Below are 12,645 nucleotides of genomic sequence, written 5' to 3' on the forward strand. Positions count from 1 at the left end.
ATTGCGCAGGAGGGTCGCCGTGGGCGAGTTCGTACGGGTCGAGGTCGAGGACGGGATCGCGACGATCAGGCTGGACCGTCCGAAGATGAACGCCCTGAACGCCCAGATGCAGCGGGAGCTGATCGACGCGGCCCGGCAGGTCACGCAGGACGACGCCGTCGGCGCGGTCGTCCTGTACGGCGGGGAGAAGGTGTTCGCGGCGGGCGCCGACATCAAGGAGATGGCCCCGATGTCGTACGCGCAGATGTCGGCGGGCCATTCCCGGCTCCTCCAGGACTTCGCGCGGGCGCTCGCCGGAATCCCCAAGCCCGTGATCGCCGCGATCACCGGCTACGCGCTGGGCGGCGGATTGGAGACGGCGCTGACGGCCGACTTCCGCGTCGCGGGCGAGAGCGCGAAGGTGGGGCAGCCGGAGATCCAGCTCGGCATCATGCCCGGCGCGGGAGGGACGCAGCGGCTGTCCCGGCTGATCGGCCCGTCCAGGGCCAAGGACCTGGTCTTCTCCGGACGGCACGTGGCCGCGGACGAGGCCCTCGCGATGGGGCTCGTCGACCGGGTCGTCCCGGACGCCGACGTCTACCGGGTCGCCAGGGAGTGGGCGGCGACGTTCGTGGGCGGCCCGGCGATCGCTCTGCGCGCCGCCAAGCAGGCCATCGACGCGGGCCTTGAGGTCGACCTGGAGACGGGCCTGGAGATCGAGCGCACCCAGTTCGCCGCGCTGTTCGCCACCGAGGACCAGGCCGCGGGCATGCGCAGCTTCATGGAGGAGGGCCCGGGGAAGGCGAAGTTCACGGGCCGCTGACCGGCTGGTCCAGGGCTTCCAGTACCTCGTCGGCGTAGCGTTCCGTCCAGGCGCCAAGGGCGGACAGCGGTTCGAGTAGACCCCGGCCCGGCGCGGTCAGCTCGTACTCGACGCGCGGCACGAGGGCGTCCAGGACGTGCTGCGCCAGGCGGGTCCCCTGGACGGGAAGGTGCTGATCGACTGCACCAATCCGATGGAACCGCCCTTCGAAAACCTGAAGACTGGGACCGGACCCTCCGCCGCTCGGCGGGCGGCGGACGCCAGCGGCGCCCGGGTGGTGAAGGCGTTCAACCTGTGCCACGAGAGCGTGTGGCGGATGACGCCGCCGGTGTTCGGCGGTCGGCCGCTCGGCGTCCCGCTGTGCGGGGACGACGCGGCGGCGCTCGCGACCGTCCGGGGCCTGGTGGCCGACCTCGGGTGCGAGCCGATGGACGGGGGCGGGCTCGACCGGGCGGGGCTGCTGGAGGCGACGACGGCGTTCCTGGTCGGCCTGTGGGTCGCGGGCGAGGACCCGTCGCGCATGGTGCCGCCGCCCGCGCACGCCGGGGACGGCAGCGAGCCGCAGGTCACATCCGGGTGACTTTCGGGAGTTTCTTGGGCGAGCCGCCGGGGTGCGTAAAGATCGGCAGATACCATCACCGGCCATGCGACACGCGTATCGCACCGCCCTTGTGACGGGTGCGACCAGCGGGATCGGCGCGAGCTTCGCACGCCTCCTCGCGGGCCGCGGCGCCGATCTGGTGATCGTGGCGCGGCGGCCCGCGCGGCTGGACGAGTTGGCCCGCGAACTGGTCGAGCGGTACGGCGTCGCCGTGGAGGTGGTGGCCGCCGACCTCACCGACCCCTTCCAGCGCGCCGAGGTCGAGGGGCGGCTGAGCGAGGACCCGGTCGAGCTTCTGGTGAACAACGCCGGTCACGGCGCTTTTGGAGCGTTCGCGGACGCGCCCGTCGACGACCATCTCGCCCAGGTCGAACTGAACGTGACGGCGCTCGTCCGGCTGACCCACGCCGCGCTGCCGGGGATGGTCGGACGCGGGCGCGGCGGGGTGCTGAACGTGGCGTCGATGGCGGGGTTCGCGCCGTCGCCCGGCTGCGCCACCTTCGGGGCGACGAAGGCGTACGTGGCGTCGTTCTCCGAGAGCCTGCACTCGGAGGTCGCGGGCGCGGGCGTCCACGTGACCGCGCTGTGCCCCGGGTTCATGCGCACCGACGACGACGCCCCGTCCCATCCGATGTGGCTGCGCCGCGACGACGTGGCGCGGGCCGGGCTGGACGCGGTGGCCGCCGGGCGCGCACTGTGCATCCCGGGCGTGCAGTACAAGGCGGCGTTTCCCGCGCTGCGGCTCGTCCCGAGACCGCTGTTGCGGGCCGCGGTGAACCTGATGAGGCAGCAGGCAGCGGACAGTCGGTGACAAACGACTCACCCCGGTTTATTGCTCGGATCTACAAAACTCGGCGCCACCCGCTTGTTACGGGGGTGACTTGACGGGGCACGCATGGACTGGCGACGATCGAACCTACGGTTGCGTAGGTTAAGTACCACCTGCTGGCAGCCCCTTTCGCGCCGCGAGCACGGCGGTGCGAGCCCGGCAAGACGACCGCCCTCGTCCAGCGAAGGAACCGCATGTCCCTGACCCCCGAAGAGAAGCTCAAGCACGGTCTCCTGATCGACCTCGAGCCGGTGGTCGAGCAAGAACTGAACCGGCACCTGTCGATGGCCAAGGAATGGTTCCCTCACCAGTACGTTCCGTGGAGCCAGGGCAGCGACTTCGACGGGCCCCTGGACGGCGAACCGTGGTCGCTCGAGCAGTCGAAGCTGAGCCCGGAAGCGCGCGAGTCGCTCATCGTCAACCTGCTCACCGAGGACAACCTGCCCGGCTACCACAACGCCATCTCCACCGCGTTCAGCCGTGACGGCGCCTGGGGCACCTGGGTGAACCGGTGGACGGCCGAGGAGAACCGGCACGGCATCGTCATCCGCGACTACCTGACCGCCACCCGCGCGGTCGACCCGGTCGCGCTGGAACGCGCCCGCATGAAGCACATGGAAGCCGGATACGACGCCGACCACGGCGACTCGTTCCTGCACGGCGCGGCGTACGTGTCGTTCCAGGAACTCGCCACCCGCGTGTCGCACCGCAACACCGGCAGGGCGTCCGGCGACCCGCTGTGCGAGCAGATGCTGGCCCGCGTCGCCGCCGACGAGAACCTCCACATGATCTTCTACCGGAACCTGATGGCGGCCGCGCTGGAGGCCGAGCCGGACGCGACGATGCGGGCGATCACCGACGTCGTCAAGGGGTTCCAGATGCCCGGTCACAGCATCGACGGCTTCCTCCGCAAGTCCGTCCTGATCGCCAACTCGGGCATCTACGACCTGCGGCTGCACCACGACGACGTCCTCATCCCCGTGCTGCGCAACTGGAACATCTTCGACCGCGGCGGGTTCACCGGCGACGGCGCGAAGGCCCGCGACGAACTCGGCGAGTTCCTGGCGCAGCTCGACGCCTCGGCGACCAAGTTCGAGACCCGCCGGGAGGAGCGCCGCGCCCGCCAGGAGGCCAGGAAGGGCTGACGGCGGGAACGAGTGCCAGTTTTGTGGCGTCAAACGATGCATGGGGACGCATCGGCGACTGGGCGGGTATCGGTTGCTGGACGAGATCGGCCGGGGGAGCACGGCGATCGTCCACCTGGCGATCGATCCGAGCGGCCGCGAGGTCGCGGTGAAGGAGCTGAGCCCGGAGGTGGCGGGGGAGCCGGAGGCGATCGGCCGGCTCGCCCGCGAGATGTCGGCGCAGGCGCGGGTGCGCAGCGCCTACGTCGCGCGCCTGCTGGACGGGGCGATCACGGCGGAGCGGCCGTATGTGGTCATGCAGTACGTGGCCGGCTGCCCGCTCGGCGACCTCGTCGAGGCGTACGGGCCGCTGCGCCATGACCGGCTCGTCCGGTTCGCGCGGCGGCTCGCGCTCGCGCTCGGGGACGTCCACGACGCGGGCGTCCTGCACCGGGACGTCGCGCCCGGCAACGTGATCGTGCTGGGCGACCGGCCGACGCTGATCGACTTCGGGATCGCGCACGAGGCGGGCGCCGAGCAGATCACCAGGCGCGGGATGGTCGTGGGGACGCCCGCCTACCTGGCGCCCGAGCTGATCGAGGGCGGCCGCGCCGCGCCCGCCTCGGACGTGTTCTCGTGGGCGTCGACGGTCGCGTTCGCCGCGACGGGACGCCCGCCGTTCGGGCGCGGCTCGCTGCACGGGGTGTGCTTCCGCATCCTGCGCGGCCAGGCCGACCTCGACGGCGTGCCCGAGCCGCTGGCGGGGCTGCTGCGGGCGGCGTTCCGGCGCGACCCGGCGCAGCGTCCGACCGCCCGGTGGCTCGCGGGCGCGCTCGCCGACAAACCCTCGGGCGGACCGGTGGGCGGGGGCCCGGTGACCAGGCGATCCGGTGCGGCGGCCTGACGATCGATGCGATTTCGGGGACGATCGGCGAAGGTAGGGTTTCGGAAACGATGAGGGGAGCTGTCACGTCCGGGGACCAGATCGGCCACTACAGCGTGCTCCAGACCCTGGGGGAAGGGGGGATGGGCGTCGTCTACCTCGGCGCCGACCCCGAGGGGCGCGATGTGGCCATCAAGGTGCTGCGACCCGCGGTCGCGGGCGACGCCACCGCGCGCCGCCGGCTGGCCAGGGAGGTCGACTCGATGCGCCGGGTGCACAGCCCGAACGTCGCGGAGATCCTCGACGCCGACGTGACCGCCGACCAGCCCTACATCGTCACCCAGTACGTGCCGGGACGCACGCTGGAGGAGGTCGTCGAGGATTCGGGCCCGATCTACGGGCCCGCGCTCCAGCGGCTCGCGGTCGGCCTCGGCGCGGCGCTGTCGGCGATCCACGGCGCCGGGATCGTGCACCGGGACATGAAGCCCGGCAACGTGATGCTCGTGGACGGCGAGCCCATCGTGATCGACTTCGGCATCGCGCAGGCCGCCGACGCGACCCGGCTCACCGCGACCGGCATGGTCATCGGCACGCCCGGCTACCTGGCCCCCGAGCTGATCGAGGGTGAGGACGCGGGCCCGCCGTCGGACGTGCACGCCTGGGCCGGGACGGTCGCCTACGCCGCGACCGGACGCCCGCCGTTCGGCTCCGGCACCTTCGAGTCGATCTTCTACAAGATCATGCAGGGCACGCCCGACCTGGCCGGCGTGCCCGAGCCGCTGCTGCCCGTGCTGCGGTCGGCGATGGCGCGCCACCCGGCCGAACGTCCCACCGCGGTCAACCTGGTGCAGCTCGCCCGGCGCATCCACATCGAAGCGACCATCACCGACCAGACGCGGGTCGACCGGCACTACCCGTCCGCCGCCGCACCCTCGGTCAGTACGCCGCCCGCGCCCGACGAGACGGCGGCCGACCACTCCCGGCAGTTCTCCATGCCGCTCCCGGCGCCCGCACCGGCGCCGCCCGAGGCGCGTCCCACCACGCCCGGTTCGGACGCGATCCCGGTGCCCGGCCCTCCGCCCGCGCAGCTGCCTCCGGCGCCGGCGCAACCGAGGGACTTCGTCGGGCAGCTTCCGCCCGCCGCGCCGCCGCCCGTCCCGCCGCCGGGCCCCGCGCCCTACAAGGCGGGCGAGCGGTACCAGGGTCGCGGCTACGCGCCGCCCGCCCCCTACGACCAGTCCGCCGGATACCCGCCGCCTTACGCGCCCCCGCCCAACCAGCCCCCGCCGGGCGCGGTGCAGCGCGGCCCCGGACCGTACGACCAGCAGGGGCAGCGGCGCGTCGACCAGGCCCGCGCCGACGTCGACGCCCGCGCCCGCGCGGAACGCGACCGCCGCAAGCCGTACGCCTGGTACCGGGTGCTCAGCCTCCTCGTCCTGGTGGCGCTGCTCGCCTTCGCCGACATCGCGCCACTGTTCTCCGTCGGCGTCACGGTCGTGGGCGCGTTCGTCCTGCGCATGGCCGACAAGGCCGCCAAGGGCATGGAGGGACGGCAGACGCGGCGCGGCCCGCGCACCGGCGACGCGGTGGCCGCCGCGTTCCGGACGCCGCTGCACCTGCCGGGCGCGCTGATGTCCACGGTGCTGTGGACGTCGCTCAGCGTCGCCGCCGGGCTGATCATGCTCGGGGTGCTGATCATCGCCAAGTCGGACATGACCGCCTCGTCCGCCATCGCGTACTCCGCCATGGCGGTGATCGGGCTGCTCTGCCTCGCGCCGGGCAGCGGCGCGCCCCGGCGCCAACTAGCCCGGATCTGGGGCGCGATCTTCCCGCGCACCGGGGCGGCGATCGCGGGCGTGCTGGTCGTCGGGGTCTTCGCCGCCGTGCTGGCCGTGCTGTCGCGGGACCAGCCGCCCGACACGACCCCGCTGGACGGGATGAGCCAGGACCTGGAGGGCCTGCGCGCCGACGTCCGCGACCTCGTGTCCGACCTGCCGGGAAGGTGACCCGGTCGGTAGGGTGGCGTCCGATATGAGCGGCAGGATCGACGGTCAGGCGCACCTCGGCCGGTACCGGCTGCTGTCCAGGCTCGGCGCCGACACGGGCCCCGGAGCCGTCCACCGGGCCGCCGGACCCGACGGCCGCGACGTGGCGATCCGGCTGCTCGCGCCCGGCGCCGTCCCCGACATCGACCGGATGCGCGAGGTGCTCAGCCCCTACGTGGTGGACGTTCTGGACGGCGACGCCGCCGCGTCCCCGCCCTATGTCGTGTCCCGGTTCGTCCCAGGACGGCCGCTGGCCGAGACGCTCGCCGAGCAGGGGCCGATGGCGGGCGACGCGCTGCGCCGGATGGCGTCCGGGCTGGCCAAGGCGCTGGCCGCGATCCACCGCACCGGCCTCGCGCACGGCGACCTCGGCCCCGAGACGGTCCTGGTCGTGGACGGCGCGCCCGTCGTCGTCGACTTCGCGCTGACCGCCGGGGCCGACGCCGCCGGAGACGTTCTCGCCTGGGCCGCGACCGTGACGTTCGCCGCCACCGGCGACCGTGCGGCGTCCGTCGACGTTCTGCCCGCCGCGCTGCGCCCGCTGGTCGAGGCGGCCCGAGCCGCCGATCCGGGCGCCCGCCCGGAGGCCGCCGATCTGGCCGAGGCCGCGTCCCGCCTGACCTTGCCCGAGGCGCCGCCGCGTCCGCCGGTCCCGGTGCCACCCGCGCCACGCGCACCGGAACCGCCCGCGCCGCAACCGATGCCGCCTTTGTCGGAGTCCGTCCCGCCGCCCGCGTTCGCACCGGCGGCGCACGGGCTGGCCGTGGCGCGGGGATGGGCACGGCTGCTCGCGGCCCTGGTCGTGGTCATCGCGGTCGGCATCGTGATCATGGCCCCGATCGCGGGCCTGGTGCTGTCGGTCGGCGCGGTGACGTTGCTGCGGGTCGCGGGGACGTCGGCGCGCGGCTGGGCGTGGGCGCTCGGCCGGACGCTGCTGACCGTCCCGTACGCGGCGGCGTTCACGGTCGCCGTGCCGCTCGGGCTCGTCGCGGTGTCGGCGGTCGGCGGCGAGATCGATTCGCTCAGCGCCTGCGCGTTCGGCGCCGGGGCGGGCGCGGCGGTGCTGTGGACGGCACCCGGCGTCAGCGGCCCCCGTCGGCAACTGGAGCGGATGTTCCTGACCGTCGCGCGGCGGCCCCGCGACATCGCGGTCGCGGGCGTGGTCCTCGGCGCGTTGGCGCTGGCGGCGGCGGTCGGCGCGCTGACGCTGACCCCGAGCTTCTCGCCCATGTACGGGTTGCAGAGTTCGCTGGAGGGCACGATGGACCGGCTCCAGACGAGCGTCGACCGGTTCTGAACGAGTTTTGATCGTCCCCTACTCGCGAGTAACATCTGGGGTGCACGCCGAATCGGGGACCCGAGTCCGAAACCCGTTCGGATGTTTGGCAGGCTGTGAGACCGAATACGCCGCTGATCTCGGCGGCCAACCGAATGCAGGGGAGGTCGGCCACCGGCCATGAACATCGTCGTCCTGGTGAAGCAGGTTCCCGACACGGAGAGCCCGCGCAAGCTGAAGTCCGATGACAGCACCCTCGACCGCGCCGCCGCGGACGGCGTCATCAACGAACTCGACGAGTACGCGATCGAGGAGGCGCTGCGCGTCAAGGAGGCGCACGGCGGCGAGGTGACCGTCCTGACCATGGGCCCCGACAAGGCCACCGACTCCATCCGCAAGTCCCTGGCGATGGGCGCCGACAAGGCGGTGCACCTCATCGACGACGGGCTCGCCGGGTCCGACGCGCTCCAGACCTCCTACGCGATCCAGCAGGCGCTCGGCCGCACCGGGTTCGACCTGGTGATCCTCGGGTCGGAGTCCACCGACGCGCGGACGGGGCTGCTCGCCGCGATGCTCGCCGAACGGCTCGGCGTCCCGCAGCTGTCGCTCGCGGGCAAGGTCGAGATCGACGGGACGTCCGTCACAGTGCAGCGGCAGACCGACTACGGCTACGACCGGGTCGAGGCCAGCCTGCCCGCGGTCGTCAGCGTCATCGAGAAGATCAACGAACCGCGCTACCCCTCCTTCAAGGGGATCATGGCGGCCAAGAAGAAGCCGGTGGAGACGCTCGGTCTGGCCGACGCGGGGATCGACGCGGGCCAGGTCGGCCTGGCGAACGCGGCCACCGAGGTGGTCGACTTCGCCGAGGCCCCGCCGCGCGAGAAGGGCCAGATCGTCACCGACGAGGGCGACGGCGGAGTGAAGATCGCCGAGTTCCTCGCGTCGAAGAAGTTCGTCTGACCGGGGAAGGGGATTAGCGAACGATGGCGGAGATTCTCGTCCTCGTCGACCATGTCGACGGTGAGGTCAAGAAGGTCACGCTCGAACTGCTGACGCTGGCCAACCGGCTTGGCGAGGCCGCCGCGGTCTGGGTAGGCCCCGGCTACGACAGCGGCAGGGACAGGCTCGCCGAGTACGGCGCGGGCAAGGTGTACGTGGCCGCCGACGAGGAGCTGACCTCCTACGTCGTCGCGCCGAAGGCCGCGCTCCTCGCGCAGCTCGTGGCCGCGTCGTCCCCGGCGGCGGTGCTGGTCGCCGCGACCGCCGAGGGCAAGGAGGTCGCCGGACGGCTCGCGGTGCGGACCGGGTCCGGCGTGCTCACCGACGTCGTGGACGTCACCGACGGCTTCGTCGCCGAGCACTCCATCTTCGGCGGCGGCGTCGTCGCGCACGCAAGGGTGCGGACCGGCACGCCGATCATCGCCGTCCGGCCCAACTCCGTCGCCCCCGAGGCCGCCCCGGCGACCCCGGCGGAGGAGCAGGTCAGCGTCACGCTCTCGGACGCCGACAAGGCCGCGAAGGTCGTGGAGAAGGTCGTCCAGGAGAAGGGCGAGCGCCCCGACCTGACCGAGGCCGCGATCGTGGTGTCCGGTGGACGCGGCGTCGGTGGCGCCGACAACTTCTCGATCATCGAGGGCCTGGCCGACTCGCTCGGCGGCGCCGTCGGGGCGTCCCGCGCGGCGACCGACGCGGGCTGGTACCCGCACTCCTTCCAGGTCGGCCAGACCGGCAAGACCGTGTCGCCGCAGCTGTACATCGCGGTCGGCATCTCCGGCGCCATCCAGCACCGGGCCGGGATGCAGACCTCGAAGACCATCATCGCCATCAACAAGGACCCGGAGGCGCCGATCTTCGAGCTCGTCGACTACGGCGTCGTGGGCGACCTGTTCAACGTCGCGCCGCAGCTCACCGAGGAGATCACCAAGCGGAAGTGACCGTCAGGCTCGGCCCCGGCGACCGAGGTCGCCGGGGCGGTCAGGCGGCCGAGGGCTCGGGCCGGGTGTCGCCCTCGTCGGCCCGTGCGGGCACGTCGAGCGCGGCGACGTCGGCGACCTCCCGCAGCGGGACGAACCGGGCCCCGGCGGCGATGAGCAGGGCCAGCACGACGACCGTGCCGACGCCCAGCCGCAGCGACGTGGCGTCCGACAGGAACCCGACCACGACGGGGCCGAGCAGCAGTCCGCCGTAGCCGATCGCGCCGACCTGGGCGACGGCGGCGGCAGGACGGTCCGGCGCCGCGGTGCCCGCCAGCGAGATCGTCGTGGGGACGACCGTGCAGACCATCACGCCCGTGACGAAGAACCCGGCGATGGCGACGGCGGGCACGGGTGCCAGCACGACGATGGACATCCCGATCGCGGTGCCGACGCCCGCCCCGGCCAGCATCCTGCGGGTGCCGAGGCGCGTCCGGACGCGGTCGCCGAAGATCCGTCCGAGCAGCATCGCCAGCTCGAACGTCGGAAGGCCCGCCGCCGCGAAGGCCTCGCTCGCGCCCATCCCGTCGTGCAGCAGCAGCCCGCTCCAGTCGGCGATGGCCCCCTCGGTCATGAACGCGATGAAACAGAGGGCGCCGATCAGGTACACGGCGGCGGGCAGGCGGTGCGATCCGCGTCCCGTCCCGGTCGCCGCCGAGACCGGTGGCTCGGGCAGGTAGGTGCGGCCGAGCGCGAGGCTGGCGGGCAGTGTCAGCAGGGCCGCGGCCAGGATCGTCGTGGTGAACCCGAGCCCGACCGCCGCCGTCACGACGCCGAGCAGGCCGCCGCTCATCGCGCCGGTACACCACCCGGCGTGCATGCCGCTCATGATCGGCCGTTTGTACGCCCGCTCGACAGCGGTGCCCTGCGCGTTCATCGCGATGTCGGTGACGCCGAACGTCATGCCGAACACCACGACGGCGCCGAGCAGCACGCCGTAGGTGGGGGCGAGCGCGACCACCGCGTACGACAGCGCCGTCAGCGGCAGCGCGACCCGCAGGGTGGCGCGGCTCCCGGCGCGGGCCATCACGCCGCGCAGCGCCTGCATGGCCGTGATCGCGCCGAGCCCCCAGACGAGGACGACGATGCCGATCTCGCTCTCGTTCGCCCCGAACTTGTCGGCCAGCGCGGGCATCCGGGACACCCAGACCCCGGTCATCAACCCCGCCACCGCGAAGGTCAGGAACGACCCCGAACGGGCGCGGAACAGCACGGCTCACCTCTTTCTCGTGGAACGCTCCAGGACGGAGATCGGGGGCTATCGGTCCAGCAGCGCCAGGAGCCGCTGCTTCAGTGTTTCGAGCTGTTCCTCGCCGTACAGGCCGGGCGCGTGGCCCATGACCTCCCAGAGACCCTCGGCCGCGAGCCGGACGACCGTCGCCGCGGACGGGTCGGAGTCGCCCGCCGGATCGCGGGTGTGCCAGCGCCGCATCGCCTCGTTCAACGGCTCGGCCTGCTCCGGGCCGGTCGCGGCGGCCGTGATGGCCGACCAGCGCCGGTGCGTGCGGGCGTCGCCGGTCAGGATCTCGAACGTGGCCTCGACGTATGCGCGGGTGTAGGCGTCCGGGGCGCCGTCGCCGTAGGAGTCGATGTAGGAGGCGATCAGGTCGTCGAACTCGTCGATGGTCCGCGCCACCATGGCCCGGACGAGCGACTCCTTCGTGGGGAAGTGGTAGAGCAGCCCGCCCTTGCTGACACCCGCCCGCTCGGCGACGGCGTTGAGGGTCAGCGCCTGCGTGCCCTGCTCGGACAGGACGGCCTCGGCGGCGTCCAGGAGGACATCTCTCTTCATGGTCGGCTCACTGTACCGGCTGGACGGTTCAGAGCCGCTAACCCGGTACCGGTCCGCCGTATTCCCCCGGTACGGGCGGGCGCCCGGAACGGAACAGCAAGGGCGCGGATACTGTTGTGGGCGTGGTGACCTACCTCGATCACGCGGCGACCACCCCGATGCTCCCCGAGGCCGTCGAGGCCATGACGGCGGAGTTGCGCGAACTGGGGAATCCGTCCTCGCTGCACGCGGCGGGGCGCCGGGCCCGCCGGATCGTCGAGGAGTCCCGCGAGATCATCGCGGAGGCGTTCGACGCCCGGCCGAGCGAGGTCGTGTTCACCTCCGGCGGCACCGAGGCCGACAACCTCGCCGTCAAGGGCCTCTACTGGGCCCGCCGCGCCGCCGACCCCGCCCGCGTCCGGGTGCTGGCGAGCGCCGTGGAGCACCACGCCGTCCTCGACTCCGCGCGGTGGCTCGCCGACCACGAGGGCGCCCGCGTCGACTGGGTGCCCGTCGACTCGGTGGGCCGCGTCCGCCCCGAGGCGCTTCGCGACGTGCTTGGCTCGGGCGACGACGTGGCGCTCGTCACCGTGATGTGGGCCAACAACGAGGTCGGCACGGTCCAGCCGGTCGCCGAACTGGCCGCCGTCGCCCGCGCGGCCGGGGTGCCGCTGCACACCGACGCCGTCCAGGCCGCCGGGGCGCTGCCCGTCTCGTTCGAGGCGAGCGGCGCGCAGGCGCTGTCCATAACCGGCCACAAGCTGGGCGGACCCATCGGCGTCGGCGCGCTCCTGCTCGCCAAGCCCAAGGAGCCCGTCTTCCTCGACCCGGTGCCGCTGCTGCACGGAGGCGGCCAGGAACGCGACGTCCGCTCCGGGACGCTCGACACGCCCGCCGTCGCCGGGTTCGCCGCCGCCGTCCAAGCCATGGTGGCCCGCCGCGACGCCGAGGCCCGCCGCCTCGCCGAACTGCGCGACCGGCTGGTCGACGCCGTCCGCGCCACCGTCCCGGACGCGATCCTGAACGGCGACCCCACCGACCGGCTCCCCGGCAACGCGCACTTCTCCTTCCCCGGCTGCGAGGGCGACGCGCTGCTGATGTTGCTGGACGCCCGCGGCATCGCCTGCTCGACCGGCTCGGCCTGCTCGGCCGGAGTGGCGCAGCCCAGCCACGTCCTGACCGCGATGGGCACGCCCGCCGACCACGCCCGCGGCTCGCTGCGCTTCACCCTCGGCCACACCTCCACCGAGGCCGACATCAAAACCCTCGCCGACGCCCTGGGCCCGGCCGTGGACCGCGCCCGCCGCGCGGGCCTCAGCTGACTTTGTCCGTGTTTGACCG

Annotated in this window: 13 protein-coding genes; 10 read left to right on the forward strand and 3 right to left on the reverse strand. The window is 73.2% G+C overall.

All coding sequences use genetic code 11. The annotated features are described in order from the left end of the window. Positions 1 to 19 precede the first annotated feature (19 nt). Positions 20 to 802: an enoyl-CoA hydratase/isomerase family protein gene (locus tag ABD808_RS09290; protein WP_344893014.1), complete on the forward strand. Its 783-nt coding sequence runs from the start codon at positions 20 to 22 to the stop codon at positions 800 to 802. Here the strand turns inward: ABD808_RS09290 and ABD808_RS09295 are convergent. Then, complete coding sequence (locus tag ABD808_RS09295; RefSeq protein WP_344893017.1) at positions 789 to 923, reverse strand: winged helix-turn-helix transcriptional regulator; 135 nt, start codon at positions 921 to 923, stop codon at positions 789 to 791. The two genes, ABD808_RS09290 and ABD808_RS09295, sit on opposite strands and share 14 nt — an antisense overlap. Positions 924 to 938: 15 nt before the next feature. Here ABD808_RS09295 and ABD808_RS09300 point away from each other — a divergent pair, with 15 nt between their 5' ends. The 8 genes from ABD808_RS09300 (at position 939) to ABD808_RS09335 (ending at position 9,494) form a co-directional block, all read left to right on the forward strand. Next, the gene (locus ABD808_RS09300; RefSeq protein ID WP_344893020.1) at positions 939 to 1,382 is read left to right on the forward strand and encodes an NADPH-dependent F420 reductase; all 444 of its coding nucleotides are present in this window, start codon (positions 939 to 941) and stop codon (positions 1,380 to 1,382) included. A 64-nt stretch (positions 1,383 to 1,446) separates the two neighbouring features. Beyond that, complete coding sequence (locus ABD808_RS09305) at positions 1,447 to 2,214, forward strand: SDR family NAD(P)-dependent oxidoreductase (RefSeq protein WP_344893023.1); 768 nt, start codon at positions 1,447 to 1,449, stop codon at positions 2,212 to 2,214. Positions 2,215 to 2,426: 212 nt separating this feature from the next. Beyond that, positions 2,427 to 3,377 carry an acyl-ACP desaturase gene (locus ABD808_RS09310; protein ID WP_344893026.1) on the forward strand — a complete coding sequence of 317 codons (951 nt, stop codon included), beginning with the start codon at positions 2,427 to 2,429 and terminating at the stop codon, positions 3,375 to 3,377. Positions 3,378 to 3,417: 40 nt separating this feature from the next. Continuing rightward, positions 3,418 to 4,260, forward strand: a complete 843-nt coding sequence (locus ABD808_RS09315; RefSeq protein WP_344893029.1) for a serine/threonine-protein kinase — start codon at positions 3,418 to 3,420, stop codon at positions 4,258 to 4,260. A gap of 50 nt (positions 4,261 to 4,310) precedes the next feature. Then, a complete protein-coding gene (locus ABD808_RS09320) occupies positions 4,311 to 6,245 on the forward strand; it encodes a serine/threonine-protein kinase (protein WP_344893032.1) in 1,935 nt (644 codons plus the stop codon). A 25-nt stretch (positions 6,246 to 6,270) separates the two neighbouring features. Then, positions 6,271 to 7,581 carry a protein kinase domain-containing protein gene (locus ABD808_RS09325; RefSeq protein WP_344893036.1) on the forward strand — a complete coding sequence of 437 codons (1,311 nt, stop codon included), beginning with the start codon at positions 6,271 to 6,273 and terminating at the stop codon, positions 7,579 to 7,581. Between the two features lie 159 nt (positions 7,582 to 7,740). Then, positions 7,741 to 8,520, forward strand: a complete 780-nt coding sequence (locus ABD808_RS09330) for an electron transfer flavoprotein subunit beta/FixA family protein (RefSeq protein WP_344893039.1) — start codon at positions 7,741 to 7,743, stop codon at positions 8,518 to 8,520. Between the two features lie 23 nt (positions 8,521 to 8,543). Continuing rightward, entirely contained in the window at positions 8,544 to 9,494 is a 951-nt protein-coding gene (locus ABD808_RS09335; protein ID WP_344893042.1) for an electron transfer flavoprotein subunit alpha/FixB family protein, read from the forward strand. A 40-nt stretch (positions 9,495 to 9,534) separates the two neighbouring features. Here ABD808_RS09335 and ABD808_RS09340 read toward each other — a convergent pair whose 3' ends face one another. Both ABD808_RS09340 and ABD808_RS09345 read right to left on the reverse strand, forming a co-directional pair. Continuing rightward, the gene (locus ABD808_RS09340; protein ID WP_344893045.1) at positions 9,535 to 10,746 is read right to left on the reverse strand and encodes an MFS transporter; all 1,212 of its coding nucleotides are present in this window, start codon (positions 10,744 to 10,746) and stop codon (positions 9,535 to 9,537) included. 45 nt (positions 10,747 to 10,791) lie between these two features. Then, positions 10,792 to 11,325, reverse strand: coding sequence for a TetR/AcrR family transcriptional regulator (locus ABD808_RS09345; protein WP_344893048.1), 534 nt, complete (start codon positions 11,323 to 11,325; stop codon positions 10,792 to 10,794). A gap of 125 nt (positions 11,326 to 11,450) precedes the next feature. Between ABD808_RS09345 and ABD808_RS09350 the strand changes: the two genes are divergently transcribed. After that, positions 11,451 to 12,626, forward strand: a complete 1,176-nt coding sequence (locus ABD808_RS09350) for a cysteine desulfurase family protein (RefSeq protein ID WP_344895328.1) — start codon at positions 11,451 to 11,453, stop codon at positions 12,624 to 12,626. Positions 12,627 to 12,645: the final 19 nt, after the last annotated feature.

Origin of the sequence: Actinomadura meridiana, from assembly GCF_039537545.1 — a bacterium.
GTDB lineage: Bacteria > Actinomycetota > Actinomycetes > Streptosporangiales > Streptosporangiaceae > Spirillospora > Spirillospora meridiana.

Excerpts from the sequence above, each read along its gene's own strand:
- ABD808_RS09305 (WP_344893023.1), top strand. The coding sequence starts at position 1,447 with ATGCGACACGCGTATCGCACCGCCCTTGTGACGGGTGCGACCAGCGGG.
- ABD808_RS09310 (WP_344893026.1), top strand. The coding sequence starts at position 2,427 with ATGTCCCTGACCCCCGAAGAGAAGCTCAAGCACGGTCTCCTGATCGAC.
- ABD808_RS09315 (WP_344893029.1), top strand. The coding sequence starts at position 3,418 with ATGGGGACGCATCGGCGACTGGGCGGGTATCGGTTGCTGGACGAGATC.
- ABD808_RS09320 (WP_344893032.1), top strand. The coding sequence starts at position 4,311 with ATGAGGGGAGCTGTCACGTCCGGGGACCAGATCGGCCACTACAGCGTG.
- ABD808_RS09325 (WP_344893036.1), top strand. The coding sequence starts at position 6,271 with ATGAGCGGCAGGATCGACGGTCAGGCGCACCTCGGCCGGTACCGGCTG.
- ABD808_RS09330 (WP_344893039.1), top strand. The coding sequence starts at position 7,741 with ATGAACATCGTCGTCCTGGTGAAGCAGGTTCCCGACACGGAGAGCCCG.
- ABD808_RS09335 (WP_344893042.1), top strand. The coding sequence starts at position 8,544 with ATGGCGGAGATTCTCGTCCTCGTCGACCATGTCGACGGTGAGGTCAAG.
- ABD808_RS09345 (WP_344893048.1), bottom strand. The coding sequence starts at position 11,325 with ATGAAGAGAGATGTCCTCCTGGACGCCGCCGAGGCCGTCCTGTCCGAG.